General features: G+C 59.6%; 17 protein-coding genes and 1 tRNA gene. 13 read left to right on the top strand and 5 right to left on the bottom strand.

Features of this window, described 5'->3' with window-relative positions:
* Window position 1 precedes the first annotated feature (1 nt).
* From NW840_RS01820 to NW840_RS01810, 3 genes are read right to left on the bottom strand one after another with little or no spacing between them, the layout of a single operon-like run.
* Complete coding sequence (locus NW840_RS01820) at window positions 2–226, bottom strand: DUF2949 domain-containing protein (protein WP_011430659.1); 225 nt, start codon at window positions 224–226, stop codon at window positions 2–4.
* A 42-nt stretch (window positions 227–268) separates the two neighbouring features.
* The gene (locus NW840_RS01815; protein WP_414342049.1) at window positions 269–814 is read right to left on the bottom strand and encodes a ferritin-like domain-containing protein; all 546 of its coding nucleotides are present in this window, start codon (window positions 812–814) and stop codon (window positions 269–271) included.
* 54 nt (window positions 815–868) lie between these two features.
* Complete coding sequence (locus NW840_RS01810; RefSeq protein ID WP_099813101.1) at window positions 869–1162, bottom strand: Asr1405/Asl0597 family protein; 294 nt, start codon at window positions 1160–1162, stop codon at window positions 869–871.
* A gap of 773 nt (window positions 1163–1935) precedes the next feature.
* Here NW840_RS01810 and nifB point away from each other — a divergent pair.
* The 12 genes from nifB (at window position 1936) to NW840_RS01750 (ending at window position 13825) form a co-directional block, all read left to right on the top strand.
* Entirely contained in the window at window positions 1936–3372 is a 1437-nt protein-coding gene (gene nifB, locus NW840_RS01805; RefSeq protein ID WP_414342046.1) for a nitrogenase cofactor biosynthesis protein NifB, read from the top strand.
* Window positions 3373–3395: 23 nt separating this feature from the next.
* Window positions 3396–3689, top strand: coding sequence for a ferredoxin III, nif-specific (fdxB, locus tag NW840_RS01800; RefSeq protein ID WP_011432079.1), 294 nt, complete (start codon window positions 3396–3398; stop codon window positions 3687–3689).
* Window positions 3690–3728: 39 nt separating this feature from the next.
* Window positions 3729–4928 carry a cysteine desulfurase NifS gene (nifS, locus tag NW840_RS01795; protein WP_414342044.1) on the top strand — a complete coding sequence of 400 codons (1200 nt, stop codon included), beginning with the start codon at window positions 3729–3731 and terminating at the stop codon, window positions 4926–4928.
* A 59-nt stretch (window positions 4929–4987) separates the two neighbouring features.
* Window positions 4988–5899, top strand: a complete 912-nt coding sequence (gene nifU, locus NW840_RS01790) for a Fe-S cluster assembly protein NifU (protein WP_414342042.1) — start codon at window positions 4988–4990, stop codon at window positions 5897–5899.
* 277 nt (window positions 5900–6176) lie between these two features.
* Window positions 6177–7055, top strand: a complete 879-nt coding sequence (gene nifH, locus NW840_RS01785; RefSeq protein WP_011430651.1) for a nitrogenase iron protein — start codon at window positions 6177–6179, stop codon at window positions 7053–7055.
* A 95-nt stretch (window positions 7056–7150) separates the two neighbouring features.
* Window positions 7151–8614 (top strand): nitrogenase molybdenum-iron protein alpha chain, encoded by a 1464-nt coding sequence (gene nifD / locus NW840_RS01780; protein WP_414342039.1) that lies wholly within the window; start codon window positions 7151–7153, stop codon window positions 8612–8614.
* Between the two features lie 65 nt (window positions 8615–8679).
* Window positions 8680–10215 carry a nitrogenase molybdenum-iron protein subunit beta gene (nifK, locus tag NW840_RS01775; protein WP_414342037.1) on the top strand — a complete coding sequence of 512 codons (1536 nt, stop codon included), beginning with the start codon at window positions 8680–8682 and terminating at the stop codon, window positions 10213–10215.
* A gap of 247 nt (window positions 10216–10462) precedes the next feature.
* Window positions 10463–11650: a homocitrate synthase gene (gene nifV / locus NW840_RS01770; RefSeq protein WP_414342035.1), complete on the top strand. Its 1188-nt coding sequence runs from the start codon at window positions 10463–10465 to the stop codon at window positions 11648–11650.
* Between the two features lie 135 nt (window positions 11651–11785).
* Entirely contained in the window at window positions 11786–12049 is a 264-nt protein-coding gene (locus NW840_RS01765; RefSeq protein WP_011430646.1) for a nitrogen fixation protein NifZ, read from the top strand.
* Complete coding sequence (gene nifT, locus NW840_RS01760; protein ID WP_414342032.1) at window positions 12046–12246, top strand: putative nitrogen fixation protein NifT; 201 nt, start codon at window positions 12046–12048, stop codon at window positions 12244–12246. Before NW840_RS01765 ends, nifT begins: the two co-directional genes overlap by 4 nt.
* 136 nt (window positions 12247–12382) lie before the next feature.
* On the top strand, window positions 12383–13585 hold the full coding sequence (locus tag NW840_RS01755) for an OFA family MFS transporter (RefSeq protein ID WP_414342029.1): 1203 nt from the start codon (window positions 12383–12385) through the stop codon (window positions 13583–13585).
* Between the two features lie 156 nt (window positions 13586–13741).
* A tRNA-Leu gene (locus NW840_RS01750) sits at window positions 13742–13825 on the top strand.
* On the opposite strand, the gene NW840_RS01745 is transcribed toward NW840_RS01750, so the two are convergent.
* Window positions 13826–16009 carry a glycosyltransferase 61 family protein gene (locus NW840_RS01745; protein ID WP_414342027.1) on the bottom strand — a complete coding sequence of 728 codons (2184 nt, stop codon included), beginning with the start codon at window positions 16007–16009 and terminating at the stop codon, window positions 13826–13828.
* A 193-nt stretch (window positions 16010–16202) separates the two neighbouring features.
* Here NW840_RS01745 and NW840_RS01740 point away from each other — a divergent pair, with 193 nt between their 5' ends.
* Window positions 16203–18899 (top strand): phycobilisome rod-core linker polypeptide, encoded by a 2697-nt coding sequence (locus tag NW840_RS01740; protein WP_414342025.1) that lies wholly within the window; start codon window positions 16203–16205, stop codon window positions 18897–18899.
* A gap of 62 nt (window positions 18900–18961) precedes the next feature.
* Here NW840_RS01740 and ruvB read toward each other — a convergent pair whose 3' ends face one another.
* Window positions 18962–20098, bottom strand: coding sequence for a Holliday junction branch migration DNA helicase RuvB (gene ruvB, locus NW840_RS01735; RefSeq protein WP_011430641.1), 1137 nt, complete (start codon window positions 20096–20098; stop codon window positions 18962–18964).
* Window positions 20099–20305 lie beyond the last annotated feature (207 nt).

The raw sequence follows: 20305 nt of genomic DNA, 5'->3' as shown, positions 1-20305 counted from the left end.
CTTAAACCTCCGAATGGGTAGAATTGGTAACAAGAGGAGGGGGAGCACACCATTCAAAAATCTGCTCCAGTTGCTCCAAGGAAATCAGCCCGTAATGCCAAAGAATCATGGGCAAAGGGCCCTGTTCACACCCATGCCGTTTCAGGGCGAAGGTGAGGGCGGATTCCGGGATCCCAAGCTCAACTTGCAAAAACTGCAGCAGCGGCGCCCGATCGGGGGTAAGCATGGCAGAGTCTCCCAAAACGAGGGGTGGGCGTAGATGGGCAAGCTAGGATGGGGACAAGCCCAAAACCAAGCTGTCGGCAGCCAGAAAGTGGGCCAGGTGAAAGGCCCGTTCTTCCGTCCGCAGCAAAATCTGCTCGTAGAGGTGACGGGTGGCGCGATCCCCAACACTTTCCGCCAGAGCCGCCTGGCGACGCAGCAGATCGATTAGGCTTTGCTCGGCCCGCAAATCCGCTTCCAGCATGGGCCGCACAGCCAACGCATCGTCCCCTTCTGGGCTGAAGCAGCACAGCTCCGCCAGCTTGGCAAAGCTGGAGGCCGGGATCCCACCCAGGCCGTTCAGGCGCTCCCCCACCTCATGGGCGTGGTTCTGAACTTCCTGTAGACTTTCGTTGAAAAATTGATGAATTGAGTAGAACTCTGCTCCTTCGACAACCAGATGGTGCTTCAGATACTGCAAATACAGCCCCTGAAGACTGGCCCAAGCCAGGTTGAGGCCCTCGCAGATGGGAACCGTGATCTCCCGTCCCAGGTGAACGGGGTTGTCTCGGACTTGTTGGAAGGAGTGAGTTGAGGGGGATGGAGTGGTCATTGGCGCTACCAAAACGAGGTGAACAGGAGAAGCAAGAAGGCAAACGGCAGAGGTTCAGGGGTGGTCATCCCCTCCTGCAGATCTCTCAGGGGGATCCCAGGTCTGGAGAGACCAGCAGCGATCCAACCAACTCAGCCAGCCAGAGCGGTTGAGGGTGAAAAGGCGGAGCACACTGTGGACGAGGAGGGCTTCGGTGGGGGTGCGAATCATCACCCACAGTTGGCCGGTCGGGGTACAGCCACAGGTCAAATCCAGCTCTTGCAGACGGTAGAGAATCCGCCAGCGATCGCAACGGGGCACCTGCAGCACTTCAGCCGTTTTCGGTGGGGGAGAAACAAGGGGGGACATAAGCTCACCGGTTGGGAAGCAGGGGGCGAGTCTCAACAGAGGGGCAGAACCGTTGGGGTTCTGTTCCCCCGCTTATATCCCCCGCTTATAGCAAGCGGCTGCAGGGGCTCAGGCTTGGCAGCGGGCGATCAGGACTGATTGAGTTATTGCTGATGTACTCAAGCCCTGGAAGCTTGGCCCAGAGCGCAAAAAAAGTTTTTCTGGGGATAGGGGGTTGAGTCTTTTGCCTGCAGGGATCCGGTATTTTCGGGGAAGGGTATGGGTATTTGAGCGAGTACATCCCCCCTGTCACAACAAGAAAGTCCGACGGCCTGCCGCCGCAATAGTCTTCACTTCCTTGGCGAGGACTTTGCCCCAGGGGGATCTTTCCTCAAACTCAAACGGCTATTTTCAATACACTTTTGGGCTGATACGATATTAAATCGTAGCAATTGATGCAAAACGCAGCCGAGGCTGCGGCGCTTGAGTGCATCTGAGCAGATTTTTAGTATTTCTTAAGCATTGCCCCAAGCCCTTGTCGAATCAGGGATTCCGGGGATCCTCCCCACAGCCGGATCCCCCGCCCCTTTGGGTCAAAATACGGCATCCCCGGCCTTGAAAAACCAGACCCTTGACCCCTAAAAAAAGTTGGATTTGGCCTGCCATCAGGCTTTGCAGGTCTTGAGTACAAAGCCAATAAACTCGATCAGTTCTACCGGGCTGAGTGCAACGGAGCGGGCAGAGGGCGGTTGATATAACCGCCAGTAACGTTCTATCCCCTGGTTGACCCCACTATGCCGCCCCTTTCAACTCCGCCCCGCCAGGGATCCCCTTCCCCATCGGCCTGCGCTTGCAGCAGCAGCCCCCGCCAGGCTCTCCCCCCTCATCTGCAGCAACGCATCGCCACCCATCCCTGCTACAGCGAAGCAGCTCACCATCACTACGCCCGCATGCACGTGGCGGTAGCCCCCGCCTGCAACATCCAGTGCAACTACTGCAACCGCAAGTTCGACTGTGCCAACGAGAGCCGGCCCGGTGTGGTCAGCGAGCTGCTTACCCCGGCGGAAGCCGCCCACAAAGTGCTGGTGATTGCCGGCAAGATCCCGCAACTGACGGTGGTGGGCATTGCTGGGCCTGGGGATCCCTTGGCCAACCCCAAGCAAACCTTCGAGACCTTTGCCCGCATTGCCGAGAAAGCTCCGGATCTCAAGCTCTGCCTTTCCACCAACGGCCTGATGTTGCCGGACTACATCGACGAGATCAAACGGCTGAACATTGACCACGTCACCCTGACCATCAACATGGTGGATCCGGAGATCGGAGCCAGGATCTACCCCTGGATCCGCTGGCGACGCAAGCGCATTCGAGGGGTGGAGGCAGCCCGCATCCTGCACGAACGGCAGATGGAAAGCCTGGATCTGCTGCGGGAGGCAGACATCCTCTGCAAAGTCAACTCCGTTCTCATTCCCGGCATCAACGACACCCACCTCTTGGAAGTGAACCGGGTGATCCAGGAGAAAGGGGCTTTCTTGCACAACATCATGCCCCTGATCTCGGCGCCTGAACACGGCACCTACTTCGGCCTTATCGGCCAGCGGGGCCCCACCCCTCAGGAGTTGAAAGCCCTGCAAGATCGGTGCTCCGGCAACATGCGGATGATGCGCCACTGTCGCCAGTGTCGGGCGGACGCGGTGGGCCTTCTGGGGGAAGACCGCAGCCAAGAGTTCACCAAGGAGCGCTTTATGCAGATGACCCCCGAGTACGACCCCGAAAAACGCCGCCAGGTACAGGCAAGCATTGCCCAACTGCAAGCTCAGCAGCAGGCAGCCCCGACCCACTGGACAGCCGACCTGCCTCCCGACAGCCCCTCCATCCTGGTGGCCGTGGCCAGCAAAGGCGGTGGCTTGGTCAATCGCCACTTCGGCCATGCGCGGGAGTTTTTGATCTACGAGGTCAACGCCCGTGGGGCGCAGTTTGTCGGCCACCGCAAGATCCCGCAGTACTGCCACGGGGGATCCGGGGAGGACAACAACCTAGAGCAAATCCTGGATCTCATCAGGGATTGCCGAGCCGTGCTGGTCTCCAAGATCGGCGATTGCCCCATGAAGCGTATTCGCGAGGCCGGCATCGAAGTGGTGGAAGACTACGACCTCATCGAAACGGTGGCCCTCAAGTTTTACCGCACCTGGTTGGTCAACCAGACCTTGGACAGCAAATCTCCCCGATCCTAAAAATCTCGCTTTGGAGCTTGGCCATGGCTACTGTAACTGCTCTCACCAAAGGCGGACTGCCCTGGATCCCACAGTTTATCGAAAGCCTGGATATCAGCCGCTGCCTCGGCTGTAGCCGTTGCCTCAAAGTCTGTGGCCGGGGTGTGTTTGCCCTCAGAGCCCTCAACGAAGACGGCGAGTTTGTCGACAACGAAGAGGAAGAAGAAAGTGAGCGCAAAGTGATGACCATCCTCAATGCCGCCCTCTGCATCGGCTGTCAGGCTTGCGCCCGCATTTGCCCAAAGCAGTGCCATTCCCACGCTCCGCAAGCCGTTTAACGTTGCCCAACCCCTACCTTGTATCGATTCGGAGCCTGTATGAACCCTGTGATCTACCTGGACAACAACGCCACCACCGCTGTGGATCCCCTGGTTCTGGAGGCGATGCTGCCCTATTTGCAGACCTTCTACGGTAACCCCTCCTCGATGCACAGTTTTGGCGGCCAGGTGGGGCGTGCCCTCAACCAAGCCCGCGAACAGGTGGCAGCCCTTCTGGGAGCCGACCCGACGGAGATCGTCTTCACCAGTGGCGGCACCGAAGGCAACACCACGGCCATTTATGCAGCCTTGGCAGCCCAACCCCAGAAGCGCCACCTCATCACCACGCAGGTAGAGCACGCCTCGGTGCTCAACGTCTGCAAGCACCTGGAAAAACAAGGCTACCGCGTCACCTACCTCTCGGTGGATGAGCAAGGCTGCCTGGACTTGCTGGAGTTGGAAGCAGCCCTGACCGGCGATACTGCCCTGGTGAGCTGCATGGCCGCCAACAACGAGACGGGCGTGCTTTTCCCCATCGAGGCGGTGGGATCCCTGGCTCGCAGCTATGGGGCTGTTGTCCATGTGGACGCAGTGCAGGCGGTGGGCAAAATCCCTCTCGATCTGCAGCGCCTGCCGGTGGATCTCCTCACCCTTTCCGGGCACAAGCTGCATGCCCCCAAGGGGATCGGCGCTCTCTATGTGCGGCGGGGCTTGCGCTTCCGTCCGTTGCTGCTGGGAGGGCATCAGGAGCGAGGCCGCCGCGCCGGGACGGAAAATGTGCCGGGCATCATCGCCCTGGGCAAAGCGGCTGAGCTGGCCCAAGCCCACCTGGGGGATCCCCATGAGCGGCTGCTGCGGGATCACCTGGAGCAGGGCTTGCTGCAGCGGATCCCGGATATCCAGGTTAACGGCCACCCCACCCGGCGGCTGCCCAACACCACCAACCTGGGCTTCAAGTTCGTGGAAGGGGAGGCGATCCTCTTCTGGCTGAACAAATACGGCATCTGCGCCTCCTCCGGCTCCGCCTGCACCTCGGGATCCCTGGAACCCTCCCATGTGCTGCGGGCCATGCGCCTGCCCTACACCGTTTTGCACGGCTCGATCCGCTTCAGCCTCTCTCGCTTTACCCAGCCGGCAGAGGTGGAGCGGGTGCTGGAGGTTTTGCCGGGGATCATCGAGCATTTGCGGGCCATCTCCCCCTTCAGCCACGAGGCGGAAGACTGGCTGCAACAGCAGGAGCGGGAACTGGCTCACCGCTGACCGCCCGGCTCAAACTCATCTTCGCTCGACCGTTAGCATCCTCAACTCAGGATCCAGCCATGTGGGACTACAGCGAAAAAGTTTTGGAACTCTTCTACCACCCCAAAAACCAAGGGGCAATGGATCCCAGCTCCGAGCCTGGTGTTCGGGTGGTGGTGGGAGAAGTGGGCAGCATCACCTGTGGCGATGCCCTGCGGCTCTACTTAAAGGTGGACGAGGCTAGCGAGCGGATTTTAGCTGCCAGCTTCCAAACCTTCGGCTGCACCAGCGCCATTGCCTCTTCCTCGGCCCTGACGGAGCTGATCACCGGCCTCACTCTGGATGAAGCCCTGCGGATCGACAACCGCCAAATCGCTGACTACCTAGGCGGCCTGCCCCCCGCCAAGATGCACTGCTCGGTGATGGGGCAAGAGGCTCTGGAGGCAGCCATCTACAGCTATCGCGGCCTTCCTCTGCCTGACCACACGGATGATGACAGCGCTTTGGTCTGCTCCTGCTTTGGCGTCAGCGAGCAAAAGATCCGCCGCTTGATCCGGGAAAACCACCTCACCTCCGCTGAGGAAGTAACAGCCTACAGCAAAGCGGGTGGTGGCTGTGGTTCCTGCCTGGCCCAGATTGAAGACCTGATTGCCGCTGTTCTGGCCGAGACCGACACGATCCCTTCAGAAGATTCAAGAAATTCAAAAGGGAACTCCCAAAACCAGACAGAGCCCTCTCCCGCTGCTCCCTCTCCCCTCACCACCTTGCAAAAGATCGCCCGCATTCAGGCCGTCCTGGAGGAGGAAGTTCGCCCGCTGCTGTTGGCCGATGGCGGCGATGTGGAGCTTTACGACCTGGAAGGGGATCAGGTGTGGGTGCGCCTCAAGGGATCCTGCACCACCTGCCCCAGCCAGCAAAACACCCTGCGGTTGCTCATCGAAACCCGCCTGCAAGAACAGGTGTGGCCCACCTTAACCGTGCATGCCCTCTAGTTCCCCATTCTCGATAAGCCTGAGAGCCCTATGATCTGCCCCACTGTTACTCCCCGTCGCTTCCCCCATCTCCTGCCTCGATTCGGGAGGGCCCCACCGTTCAACCGGTTTGCTTTTGGATTCCAAGGGATCCAAGGCTGCCTTCCCGCGAGCTGAAATCCTTTGCAGTAAGGATCCCGTCTCGCTAATGCGACCAGTTGCGCCCATTGGCAAGAGATTTCTAACCCTTAAGTCGCCCTCAAGTTTTTCCTCAAGTCTTCATTAGGAGAACTGAACCATGAGACAAATTGCATTCTACGGCAAAGGCGGTATCGGCAAATCCACCACCTGTCAGAATACCGTTGCCGGTATGGCCGAATTGGGACAGCGGATCATGATCGTCGGCTGCGACCCGAAGGCCGATTCCACCCGCCTCATGTTGCACTGCAAAGCCCAGACCACCGTCCTTCACCTGGCGGCTGAGCGGGGATCCGTAGAAGACGTGGAGCTGGAAGAAGTGGTGCTCACCGGCTACCGAGGGGTGCGCTGCGTGGAATCCGGTGGCCCCGAGCCTGGTGTTGGCTGTGCCGGACGAGGCATCATCACCGCCATCAATTTCTTGGAAGAAAACGGTGCCTACGAGGATCTGGACTTTGTCTGCTACGACGTGCTGGGGGACGTGGTCTGCGGCGGTTTTGCCATGCCCATTCGGGAGGGCAAGGCCCAAGAGATCTACATTGTTTGCTCCGGCGAAATGATGGCCATGTATGCGGCCAACAACATCGCCCGCGGCGTGCTGAAATACGCCTACTCTGGCGGCGTGCGCTTGGGTGGCTTGATCTGCAACAGCCGCAAAGTGGATCGCGAGATCGAGCTGATCGAAGCTCTGGCCGAAAAGCTCAACACCAAAATGCTGCATTTCATCCCCCGCGACAATGTGGTTCAGCACGCAGAATTGCGCCGCATGACGGTGATCGAGTACTCCCCCGACTGCAACCAAGCTGACGAGTATCGGGCCTTGGCCAAAAAGATCATCAACAACACGGATCTGAGGATCCCCACCCCCATCTCTATGGATGAGCTGGAGCAGTTGTTGATAGAGTTCGGCGTTTTGGACGACGACCAGAAAATCGCCCACCTCATCGGCAAAACCGAAAAAGAGTTGGCCCCTGTCTGATCCCCGAAAAGACGGGCTGGGGGTAGCTGGTTTCCTCCCTCAGCCCCCCTTCGCACTGTGGCTTTTATCCATGACACCCAATAGCTGAGGTTCTCATGACTACTCTGAAAAGTACCCTCAAAGAGGAAACCCGGAAAATCGTAACGGAGGTTCTGGAAACCTACCCCGAAAAAGCTCAGAAAAAGAGAGCTAAGCACCTCAACGTCTATGACGAGGGCAAAGCAGATTGCGGAGTAAAATCTAACATTAAATCCATCCCCGGCGTCATGACCACCCGCGGCTGTGCTTACGCCGGTTCCAAAGGAGTGGTGTGGGGGCCGGTCAAAGACATGATCCACCTCAGCCACGGCCCCGTGGGCTGCGGCTACTACTCCTGGTCGGGACGGCGCAATTACTACGTGGGAATCACCGGGGTGAACACCTTCGGCACCATGCAGTTCACCTCCGATTTCCAGGAGCGAGATGTGGTGTTCGGGGGGGACAAAAAACTGGCCAAACTCTTGGTAGAAGCCAGCGAACTCTTCCCCTTGGCCAAAGGCATTACCATCCAGTCCGAATGCCCCGTCGGCTTGATCGGGGATGACATCGAGGCAGTGGCCAAGAGAGTTTCCAAAGAAATTGGCAAGCCGGTGGTACCGGTGCGCTGCGAAGGCTTTCGGGGGGTCTCCCAGTCCCTGGGCCACCACATCGCCAACGATACGGTGCGGGACTGGGTTCTGCCCATTGCCGACAAGAAAGCCAAGGAGGGATCCCTCAACTTTGAGCCCGGCCCTTATGATGTGGCCCTGATTGGGGACTACAACATCGGCGGCGACGCCTGGTCTTCCCGGATTTTGCTGGAAGAGATGGGCCTGCGGGTGGTGACCCAGTTCTCCGGCGATGGCACCTGGAACGAGATGTTGCTTGCCCCCCGGGTAAAGCTGAATCTCATCCACTGCTACCGCTCCATGAACTACATCTGCCGCCACATGGAGGAAACCTACGGGATCCCCTGGCTGGAGTTCAACTTCTTTGGCCCTACCCAAATTGCCAAGTCGCTGCGGGCCATCGCCCAGCGGTTTGACGAGACCATCCAGGCCAAGGCGGAGCAGGTGATCGCCAAGTACAAGCCCCAGAGCGAGGCCATCATTGCCAAGTACCGTCCCCGCCTCGAGGGCAAACGGGTGATGCTGATGGTGGGCGGACTGCGGCCCCGCCACGTCATCCCGGCCTTCCGGGAGCTGGGCATGGAGGTGATTGCCACCGGCTACGAATTCGGCCACGGCGACGACTACAAGCGCACCACCCAGTACATCGACGACGGCACCCTCATCTACGATGACGTGTCCGCCTACGAGTTTGAAGAATTTGCCAAGAGGTTGAAGCCAGATCTCATCGCCTCCGGCATCAAGGAGAAGTACGTCTTTCAAAAGATGGCTTTGCCCTTCCGCCAGATGCACTCTTGGGACTACTCCGGCCCCTACCACGGCTACGACGGCTTTGCCGTGTTCGCTCGCGATATGGATTTGGCTTTGAATAGCCCCACCTGGGATCTGGTCAAAGCCCCCTGGAAGTCTTAGCTTGCCGCCGGGATCCCAGACGCGAACGGCCCTTCCTTCCCCTGCCCCTCATTAGGAGACCGACCATGCCGCAAGATATCCAAGACATCAAAGATCATGCCCGCCTGTTTCAAGATCCGGAATATCAGGCGCTTCTGCAGTGCAAGCAAACCTTTGAAGATCTCCCTTCCCCGGAAGAAGTGGCCCGGGTGGCCGAATGGACAAAATCTTGGGAATACCGGGAGAAAAACTTTCAGCGGGAAGCTTTGACGATAAACCCTGCCAAAGCCTGCCAACCCTTGGGGGCCATCTTCGCCGCTGTCGGCTTTGAGGGAACTTTGCCCTTTGTCCATGGATCCCAGGGGTGTGTGGCCTATTTTCGCACCCATCTCACCCGCCACTTTAAGGAGCCCTTTTCGGCGGTCTCCACCTCGATGACGGAAGATGCGGCGGTGTTTGGCGGCCTCAAAAACCTAATCGAGGGACTGGAAAATGCCTACGCCCTCTACAAGCCCAAGATGATCGCCGTGTGCACCACCTGCATGGCGGAGGTGATCGGGGATGACCTGGGGGCCTTCATCACCACGGCCAGAAATGAGGGAGTGATTTCCCGCGACTTCCCGGTGCCCTATGCCCACACGCCAAGCTTTGTGGGATCCCACATCACCGGCTATGACAACATGCTCAAGGCCATTCTCAGCACCCTCACCGAGCCGGTGGGCCGCACGGGTAGCAATGGCTACATCAACGTCATCCCTGGCTTCGATACCTACATGGGCAACTTGCGGGAGATCAAGCGCATCTTCGGCTTATTTGGGATCCCGCTGACTTTGCTGGCGGACAACTCCGACTATTTGGATTCGCCCAACGACGGCACTTTCCACATGTATCCCGGAGGAACCCCTTTGGAGGCGGCTGCCCAATGCCTCAACGCCGAGGCTACTTTTTCCTTCCAGCGCTACACCACGCCCAAGACCCTGGAGTTTCTAGCAGAGGCCTCGGGTCGGCCCACCCTGACGGCGCGGCCAGTGGGCATTCGGGGCACGGATGAGTTTTTGATGCAGCTATCCCAGTTAACGGGCAAGCCCATTCCCGCCGAGCTGGAGATCGAACGGGGCCGGGCGGTGGATGCTTTCACGGACTCCCAAGCGTGGATCCACGGCAAGCGGGTAGCCCTGTATGGGGATCCGGATCTGGTGATGGGCTTGCTCAGCCTGTTGCTGGAGCTGGGAGCGGAGCCGATCCATGTGGTGGTGACCAACAGCAACGAGGAGTTCGAAGCCGAGGCGCGGGCACTGCTGGCCTCCAGTCCCTATGGACAGGGGGCAACCGTCTGGGGGGGCAAGGATCTCTGGCATCTGCGCTCTCTGATGTTCACCGAGCCGGTGGATCTGCTGATCGGCAATTCCTACGGCAAATACCTATGGCGGGATACGGGCACGCCTTTGGTGCGCATCGGCTACCCCATCTTCGACCGCCACCATCTGCACCGCTATCCCACCTATGGCTATGTGGGGGCGCTCAACCTCCTTAACTGGCTGGTCAACACCCTTCTGGATGAGGCCGATCGGCGCAGCATCATCCCCGGCAAAACCGACATCTCCTTCGACTTAATTCGTTGATGGCCAGAGCAGCGGGATCCCAAAGGCCGGACTTTGTCGGACTTTGTCAAGGATCCCCTGCTCCAAAACCGCCAGGAGGAACAGCCAAGCCTTACAGAAATCTGATGAATTCTGCCAGAACTTCGGTTGAGCTTCCTATCCTGGACGGTATTGCCCTGACGCACCCAGGGTCGCGCCAGCGGTGCGAAGCACCATCGACGGCCAGCCGGTTGCCTTGTCAGGCCGTAGGTCTTGGAGGATGGATCCCATGAATTCCTCTGTTACCATCAACGACACCACCCTGCGCGATGGGGAGCAAGCAGCAGGGGTAGCCTTCCAAATCCCCGAGAAGATCTCCATTGCCGCCCTCTTGGATGCCATTGGCGTACCCGAAATTGAGGTGGGGATCCCGGCCATGGGCGCTGTGGAAACGGAAGCCATTCGCGCCATGCTCAGCCTGGGGCTGCGGGCTCAGCTGCTGGGCTGGAACCGGGCTGTGCCCAGCGATATCCTCGCCTCTATTCGTTGCGGCCTCAAGCGGATCCACATCTCCGTGCCGGTCTCGGATCGGCAAATGGCCGCTAAGTTCCAAGGGGATCGCCCTCGGCTGCTGCGACAGTTGCGCCAATGCGTGGAGATGGCCTTGGAGCAAGGGCTGTGGGTCTCGGTGGGGGCAGAAGATGCCAGCCGCACCCCCCTGGAGCAGGTGATCGAGTTGGCCCAAATGGCCCAAAGCTGGGGCTGTCGGCGCTTCCGCTACTGCGATACGGTGGGCGTTTTGGATCCTTTTAGCACCTACAAGCAGATTCGCCGTCTGGTGCGGGCCATCGATATCCCTGTGGAGATGCATACCCACAACGACCTGGGCATGGCCACTGCCAATGCCTTAGCCGGGATCCGCGCCGGCGCTCAGTCGGTGAACACCACCGTCAACGGCCTGGGGGAACGGGCCGGCAATGCCCCCCTGGAAGAGGTGGTGATGGCTTTGCGCTACACCTTGGGGATCGATGTTGGGGTGGATACCCGCCGTTTGCGGGAGCTGTCTCAACAGGTGGCGCGGGCCAGCGGTGCTCCCCTACCTCCCTGGAAGGCCATCGTCGGTGACAACGCCTTTGCCCACGAGTCGGGCATTCACGCTGCAGGGGTGCTACGGGATCCCCAGACCTATGAGCCTTTCCCACCAGAAGCCGTGGGCGGCCAGCGGCGGCTGGTGTTGGGCAAACACTCCGGCAGGCATTTGCTGCTCCAGATCCTCAAGGAACACGGGATCCCTGTCGAGCAGATCCCACCTGGCCAACTGGAAAAGCTCCTGGAACAGGTGCGGCAGCACGTCACCCACTGCAAACATCCGATCCCACCGGCGGAACTGGCCCGTTATTGCCGCGCAACGCTGACGCAATGGGCGCAACACACTCCAGAACCCATCCCAGAGGAAAGCCATCCCGATGTTGTCTAACCGCTTGTCCGGAAAGGAAACTTCCAAATCTCAGGCCATTTTGGCAGCCGTGTCTCGACGGGCACGCCAAGTAGGCCGCAGCCTAACCCGCCAAGAGCTTTGTCGAGTGTTGGCAGAAATCACAGGAGGTACCCCATGAGCGACGAACTGGAGCTGGATCGCCCTCCCCAATTTGAGCTGGGCGACAAAGTCCGCATCCGTAAGGTCATCCGCAACGATGGCACCTTCTTCGGCCAGCCGGTGGGAAAAATCTTAGCCGTTCCCGGCGACGAAGGTTACGTGATTTCCATTGGCACCTTTCTACAACGGTTTTACGTCTATGCCGTCCACTGCTTGGCCAAAGGCTTGGTGGTGGGGTGCCGTGCCCAAGAGCTGGAACTTGTGGAGAAAGGGCTATGAAAGTCATCCTGCACGAAAGTGCCTACGGGCATTTGATGGTCTACGTTCCCAAAAAAGATCTGGAAGAATCGGTTGTGGCCACCCGTTCAGAGGCCGGGGAAACCATTTTCACCTTGAGCAACGGTTGGGAATTGTCCATCCCGGAGCTGCCGGAGCCTTTGTCTCTGCCCAGGACGGTAGAGGCCAAACGCCTCTAGCCAACGGTTGGCTAAAAATTCTGTTGGCCTATCCCCGAAAGGGCTGAGAGAATGGGTTGAACTCAGCTCCAACAAGCTCTAGATACCCATGAAAAGGGTTGGATTCCCCGTTACTTTGTATGGACAACCGGCCCATATGGGGAGATGGCTTTTTATCCTCCTGGGGCTCCTGGTTCTTCTTTGCCTGGGAACCGTCTATTCCTGGAGCATTTTCCGCAAGCCTCTGGAAACAGAGCTGGGGATTGGGGCCAGTGAGAGCCTGCTGCCCTACACGGTTGCCCTCGTGTTCTACGCTACCCTCATGCCCATCACAGGGTTTGTCATCCCCCGCTGGGGATCCCGCCGAGTACTGGCTCTGGGGGGCAGCTTGGTGGGCCTGGGCTATGGGCTGGCCAGCTTCGCCCCCTCCATTGGGTGGATTGCCCTCTGCTATGGAGTCATTGCCGGCAGCGGTGTGGGAATAGCCTATGGAGTGCCAATGGCCGTGGCAGCCCGTTGGTTCCCGGATCGCAAGGGATTGGCGGTGGGGTCCACCATTATCGGCTTTGGCCTATCCCCCCTGCTCACTGCTCCTCTAGCCAACCGCTTGATCGAGGCGCTGGGGGTTCGACCTACGCTGCTGATTTTGGGGATCCTCTTCGCGGCAGTGATCTTGGGGATCGCAACCCAACTGAGATTTCCTCCCCCCGATTGGATCCCTTCCTCATCTTTTCCAAGAAAATCCACGAATGGCCCAGATCGCTCTCCGTTGACTTCTCGGCGCTCTCTCCCTCTGCTGAGGAACCCCTCCTTCTATGGCCTGTGGATCTGCTATGCCATCGGCACCCTGGTTGGTTTAAGCGCCATTGGGATTTCCGGCCCCGTGGGGGAAGAGCTGATCGGCCTGGATCCCACTGCGGCTGCCAACAGCGTGGCTCTCTTCGCCCTTTTCAACGGGCTCAGCCGTCCTCTGTTTGGCTGGTTGGCCGATCGATTACATCCCCATCAGGTCACTACGGGCTCCTATGGGCTGATCCTGCTGGCCTGTGGGCTAATGCTCCTGCCTCCTCAGGGATCCCTTCTGGCCTACTGGGTAACTTTTTCCTTGCTTTGGTTTTGCCTGGGGGGGTGGCTGGCCATGGCTCCCGCCCTGACCCTGCGCTTGTTTGATCCCGAACGCTACGCCCAGAACTACGGCATTGTGTTTACCGCCTATGGAGTTGGGGCCTTGGTGGGAACGATGATCGCGGGGCAAATTCGCGATAGGCTGGGCAGCTATAGCTATACCTTTTATGGGATGGCCGCCTTGGCGGTGGTGGGGATCTGGGTGGCCAACGTTTTTTTGAAAGAGAAGTTGTAGGAGCTTCAAGCCAGCGGGCACAGCAGGGATCCCATCAGCAGGGGCAGCAATCCCCTACTTCATACCCTCCACTGCAGGGCTGGGTGAACCAACTTAAAGACTTGCCCCCCCAAGGCAAGCAGTTTGGTAGAGTAGTACGGCTATTGCCGACAGATTGGGATCGTGGCGGAATGGTAGACGCTACGGACTTAAAATCCGTTGTTCCTCAAGAACGTGAGGGTTCGAGTCCCTCCGATCCCATTATCCCCTGATCCCTGTCTGTTCCAGCACATTCAGCAAGTCCGGGATCCGAACCCAGGCATCTTCTCGATCCAAATCGGGGCTGGAAAGAAGAGCCACCAAAGCCGGATTGCAAACAGGCGCCACCAAGGGGAAATACCTTAACCCTGCCACCTGAGCAATACTCCAAAAATAGGGAAGCACTGCATTGCTGGGCAAGATCTCGATGACGGTGGTGCCGGGTGGACAAAAGGCGAGGTTGGTCAGGCCCGCCCCGTGGATCCCGATCACCGCCTCTGCCCCCTGCATCAGGGCTATTTGCTCGGGAAGAGAGAGGGTTTCCATCTGCACCGGTACAAATCCCCAGGGGCGCAAGCAGGCCAGCACCTCCGCTTCGTTGATCACCCGCCGCCAGCGGGCAGAGCGACGGCTGATGTAAATTCGCCGCGGTTGTAAGGGGTCAATGGAGAAACTCGGCTGGGCCAGTTGCCGCAGCACCTCCAATCCCCTAGGCGTCAAGCACCCCACCGGAGCGCCTGCTGAGGGCACGATCAGGTTTTGGGCTTGCAGATGGGATCCCCCCAACTGCTCAAAGCTGAGGATGCGCTCGGCTGGGATCCCCAAAGCAGCCAAGCTCTGCACCTGAAAGGGCTTTCTTTGATACCCGTGGATCAAGATGGGGATGTCCTTTTCCAGGGCGCCCGACCGCTGCAGGATATCGAGGGCCGGCAGAATATCCACCATCCAGTGAAAGTAATTAACTGCCCCCAAGGGCAAAAGGGCAACGGGGCCATCCAGTGGGATCGGTGGGGGGAGATGGGGCAAGCCCAGCAGGGGGTGGTGTCGCAGGTGATCTGGCCTGTAGTCCCAGTCGAGGAACTCCGGCGGCGGCAAGCTCAGGGATAGATCGGCGAGCAATTCTCCCCGGCGGGTGAGCACCCCGCTGGCAAAGCTGGCGTAGAGGTGGCGGGGATAGTGGCCCACGTGGACGGATCCTCGGGGGATCTGGGCGACAAAGGTCTCTGCCAAGGGGATGCGCTGCGGGCGCAACTTTTGCAAAATGGCGGGATCAGCCGCAGGGGGCGCTTTTAGACAGAGAACCCCCCCTGGATCCAGCAGTTGGTAGTCCCCTTCGCCCGTGGCCTGATGCCACTGTCGGGTGGTGAGGTAGCCTTGGGTTGGCACCGGCCAGAAGTCGGTTGTAGGGGGGGTGTTCTGGGAAAAAGAGTCCGCTTGAAGGGCAACGCCTTCTGGAGCCCAACGCTGCCGCCAAGCCGAGTACAGCAGGCAATCGGGGCCCTCCCCTCTGCATGCCTGCTCCAGTCCAGACCGCAGAGGGCTTTCTCTGCCACTGCCCTCGCACCACGCCTGCACCCAATTCCGTTCCGCTGCCACCGCTCGGCAAACCTTCTCCCAAGCCGCCTCAGGGTGAGCCAACCGCACTTCCGCTTCCGCCCAGTAGCTGTAGAGCTGCGCCGTCCCGGTGCCCCGCGCCTCAGCCGCCTGGAAACACCGCACAGCCTGAACTGGATCCTGCAGATCCAGCCACGCCAGGCCCATCTGTACCCAGGGATCCCCCCACTCAGGGCGCAGCCGCGCAGCCTCCTGCAGAGGGGAAATCGCCTCTCGCAAACGGCCCAGCTTCATCAGGGCCAAGCCCCAGCGCCAAAAACTCTCTGCCGCCGTCGGATCCTGCTGGCAAGCCCGCTCAAACCACTCTGCTGCCGAGCTCCACAGCCGGCTCCGCTCTTGGGTCAGGCCAATGCGGTGGGCAGCCAAAGCCTGGCCAGAAGACGGCTCCAGCTGTCCATCCCCCAACTCCAGAAGCTGCCGATACAGAGCTGCTGCCTGCGGCCAATGGCCCTTCTCCCACAGGCTTTCCGCCAAAGCCTGCAAGCTCCTCAGCAGGTGGTAGACGGCCTCGGATTCGGCCACCCCCCCCGCTTGCAGCATCGCCAAGCCCTCTTGCCACACCAGCTGCGCCTCCAGTTCCCGACCCAGCAGGAGATAGGCGGCTCCCAGCTCCCAATACAGCTCTGGAGAGGGGGATCCCTGCTCGAGCTGTTGCTGTAAAACCTGGGTAACGCGTTCGTAATGTCCCTGCTCCCAATCCTCAAGGAGAAAAGCGGAAGACAACAGATGGGAGGGTAGAGCTGGGTTGAGAGCCATGTCTTTGTGGATGAGAAACAGTGTTACAAACTGCAACAACCTCCCCACTCTGGGCCCGTGCCCCTAGTATTCTAGGCTTGGCTTCCCCCTCAGGGATCGGGCATCGATCCTTCTCAGCTCAGAGAGGGATGCTCCTCCAGTCGTGGGTCAGCCTCTTCACCCCCTTCGATGGCACTGTCCTCGGCCTTTGTCGGCAGTTTTTTCGATCAAAACGGAGTTTAAAAGATCGATGGGTATCAACGTATCCGCTGGCGCAGTCGTTTCCAACCCCCGTCTCTACCAAACCGTGCCTGTATCGACCATCTCCCAGGCGGAACAGCAGGATCGCTATCTGGGACGCACCGAGCTGGATCGCCTCGAGGACTTTTTCTCCAGCGGCCTGAAACGGCTAGAGATTGCCGAGGTCATTGCGGCCAATTCGGAAATCATCGTCAGCCGGGCAGCCAACCGCATCTTCACAGGGGGCTCGCCCATGGCCTATCTGGAGCGGCCAGAAGCGACCCAAGACGAGAAAGAAGCCTTCAAGCTGGGTACTGCCTTCTACGTGGAATCCACCGGCGGATTCATTGAGGCCATCCGCAACATCTTTAGCGCCAGCGGTGTGGAGATTCCCCCCAATTTCCGCCCCATCAACATCTCCCGCTACGGAGCTGCCAACATGCGCAAATCGCTGCGGGATCTGAGCTGGTTTTTGCGCTACGTTACCTACGCCCTGGTGGCCGGGGATCCCAGCATCATCGCCGTCAACACCCGCGGCCTGCGGGAGATCATCGAAAACGCCTGCTCCGCCGAGGCCACCATTGTCGCCATTCAAGAGATGAAGCGGGCAGCGGCTGGCTACTTCCGCAAAGATGCCGAAGCGGTTGCCATCATCAACCAATACTTCGATGTTTTGCTGAGCGAGTTCATCGCTCCCGCCCCTTCCGACAAGCTGCGGCAGCGCAATGCCAGCACCGCCGACGGGATCCCTCTGCAAGGGCTGCAGCTACCCCAGATCTACAACTTGGCTGCCGAAAAAGTTCCCGTTTTTGCCATGAAGCCGGGGCTGTCCAACGCCGAGAAGGAAGAAGTCATCAAGGCCGCCTACCGGCAGGTGTTTGAGCGGGACATCCGCCGCGCCTACGGCCTCAAGCTTTCCAACCTGGAGTCGAAGGTGAAAAACGGCGAGATCTCCATGAAGGAGTTCATTCGCCGCCTGGGCAAATCGGAGCTCTACCGCAAGCAGTTTTACGAGCCTTACATCAACAGCCGCGTCGTGGAGCTGGCCTTCCGCCACTTCCTGGGCCGGGCCCCTGAAACCCGCGAGGAAGTGCAGACCTACTTCTCCATCGTCTCCAGCAAGGGCCTGGCCGGCCTGGTGGACGCGCTGGTGGATAGCCGCGAGTACGGAGACTACTTCGGCGAAGAGACGGTACCCTACCTGCGCAAGCTGGGGGTAGAAGCGCAAACCAGCGCCAACTGGGGGGCCAAATTCGACCTCTACACCTACGCTGCCCCCCGCCGCAAGGTGCCCCAGTTCATTACCCTCTTTGCCCGCTACAACCGGCCTCTGCCGGATCAGCATGCCTATGGCTCCGGCAATGACCCGCTGGAGATCCAATTTGGGGCCATCTTCCCCAAGGAAACCCGTTCCCTCAGCGCTCGCCCTGCTCCCTTCAACAAAGATGTCAAGCGCATCCTCATCCGGCGCGGCTTTGCCCTGACCAACGAGCGCACCAATCCCAAGGCAGTGGGGGATCCCGGTAGCCTTGGCCCCAAAGTCTTCAAGCTCACCCAAACTCCCGGCGATCGCAGCCGGCGGCTGGGGGTGCGGGCGGGGATTGTTGGCAGCGAAGTCTCGACGCAAGCGGTGATCCGCGCCTGCTACCAGCAGGTGTACGGTTACATGCCCTACGAAGGCCAACGGCTGACCCGCTGGGAGATCAAGCTGGAGTCGGGGGAAATTCCTGTCAAAGAGTTTGTGCGCCAACTGGCCAAGTCGGATCTCTTCCGCAACAAGTACTGGTCCAGCTTGTATGTCTGCAAAGCCATCGAGTTCATCCACCGCAAGCTGCTGGGCCGACCCACCTACGGGCGCCAGGAGATGAACCGCCTATTTGACATCGCCTCCAAGCAAGGGTTCTACGCCGTCGTGGACGCCATCCTCGACAGCGAGGAGTACCAGCAGGTCTTCGGGGAAGATATCGTGCCCTATGAGCGCTACCTCACCCCCGGCGGTCTGGCGTTGCGGCGGATGCGGTCGGGATCCAGCGACATGGCTGTTGCAACCAAGCCCATTCGCACCGACGACGACATCCCTCTCTTTGTCAAGTTGGGTCAGCCTCGGGATATGCCTTCCGGCGAGCTGGAAATCCAGCGGCGGGCCCAGCAGGGGGTGCCCAAGGTACGCCAAGAGATCCCTGTCTTCAAGCTCACCAGCCTGGCCAACAAAGCGGAAGTCAACAACCTCATCCGCGCCGCCTACCGGCAGGTCTTCGAGCGGGATATGGACATCTACAACATCAGCGCCGAGCTCAGCTCTGCCGAGTCCAAGCTGCGCAACGGCGAGATCACCGTCAAGGAGTTCATCGAGGCCCTGGGGTGTTCCGAGCTGTACCGCTCCGAGTTCTATGCCCCCTATCCCAACACCAAGGTGATCGAGCTGGGCACCAAGCACTTCCTGGGCCGTGCGCCTCTCAACCAGCAGGAGATCCGCAAGTACAACCAGATCTTGGCCACCCAGGGGGTGAAAGCCTTTGTGCGCGCCCTGCTGAACACCCAGGAGTATCGGGATCTCTTCGGCGAGGACACGGTGCCCTATCGCCGCTTCCCCACCTTGCCGGCGGCCAACTTCCCCAACACGCAGGAGCTGTACGGTCGCCTTACCAAGCAAAACCGCGAGCTGGTGGTGCCCAGCTTCAGCCCTGTGGGCAATGACCGTAGCTAGATGGGGCTCTCAACTGCTCTCTTTCTTGTGAGAGAGGGGTCGGGGGTGAGGGGAGAGACGAGTTAGCTCCACAAAGGCAGGGGGGATTGGGCTTCATAGCCCAGATGCCGTAGCGCAGCGGGAGTGACCACTCGGCCACGGGGTGTACGCTGCAGGTAGCCGATCTGCAGCAGATAAGGCTCATACACTTCTTCAATGGTTTGGGGATCCTCACCCGTCACCGCGGCCATCGTCTCCAAGCCCACTGGCCCTCCACCGAACTGCTCCACCAGCACCGTCAGCAGCTTGCGATCGATCCAATCCAAACCCATGGGATCCACCTGGAACAGCTCCAGAGCGGCTGCTGCCACTTCTTGGCTAATGTGGCCATCCCCTCGCACCTGGGCGTAATCTCGCACCCGCTTGAACAGGCGGTTGGCAATGCGGGGCGTGCCCCGAGAACGGCGGGCGATCTCTGCAGCCCCTTCTGGATCGGTGGAGACATTTAAGAGGCGAGCCGTGCGCAGCACGATCTGCACCAGCTCGTGAGGCTCGTAAAAGCGCAGCCGTTGCACGTGGCCAAAGCGATCCCGCAGCGGAGAAGTGAGGGCGCCAATGCGGGTTGTGGCCCCGATGAGGGTAAAGCGTTCCAAGGGCAGAGAGGTGATGCGAGCAGAGCGACCTTTGCCAATGGTGATATCAAGACGAAAATCCTCCATCGCCGGATAGAGCAATTCTTCTGTAACCTTGGGCAGGCGGTGGATCTCGTCAATAAACAACACATCCCCCCGCTTCAAGCGCACCAAATACCCGGCAATGTCGCGGGGGCTCTCCAAAGCCGGCGCGGTGGTCATGTAGAACTGGGATCCCATTTCTGCCGCCAGCACTGCTGCCACCGTGGTTTTGCCTAGACCAGGCGGGCCGTAGAACAGCAGGTGATCCAGAGGCTCTTGGCGAGCGCGGGCCGCCGCAATGGCAATGGAGAGCACTTCTTTAAGTTCCGTCTGGCCAATATATTCCGCTAGGGTGCGCGGGCGCAGGGATTCTTCCTGGGCTTCGCCAGGGTGGGCTTGCGGCTGCAACAGGGCAGAGGGATCCGCTCCCCTTTCCCCAGCAAAGCTCAACTCTCTGCCTTCTTTTCTCCAGGCTGAAGACTTTTGCTGCCGCCGCTTGGGGCCCTCAGCGTTCTGGCCTGTATCCCGAGAAGAAATGATTGCCATATCCCTAAGTCACAGAGGCAATGGCCCCAATTTAACTCTAGAAAAGCTCTGGGAAAGATCACCCCAGCAAAGAGAACAAAAAAATCCCCCAGACCAAGCTGGGGGATCCACCAATGCTGTTGAAGCGTCAGGTCAGACCATCAGCCACGCACCGCAGGCGCTACCTCCACCGCCGCCAAATCCAGCGGGAAGTTGTGCGCATTCCGC

Origin of the sequence: Synechococcus sp. R5-13 (assembly GCF_047462015.1) — a bacterium.
In the GTDB taxonomy this organism is placed as follows: domain Bacteria; phylum Cyanobacteriota; class Cyanobacteriia; order Thermostichales; family Thermostichaceae; genus Thermostichus.
This window is presented reverse-complemented; position numbering and strand designations above follow the sequence as displayed.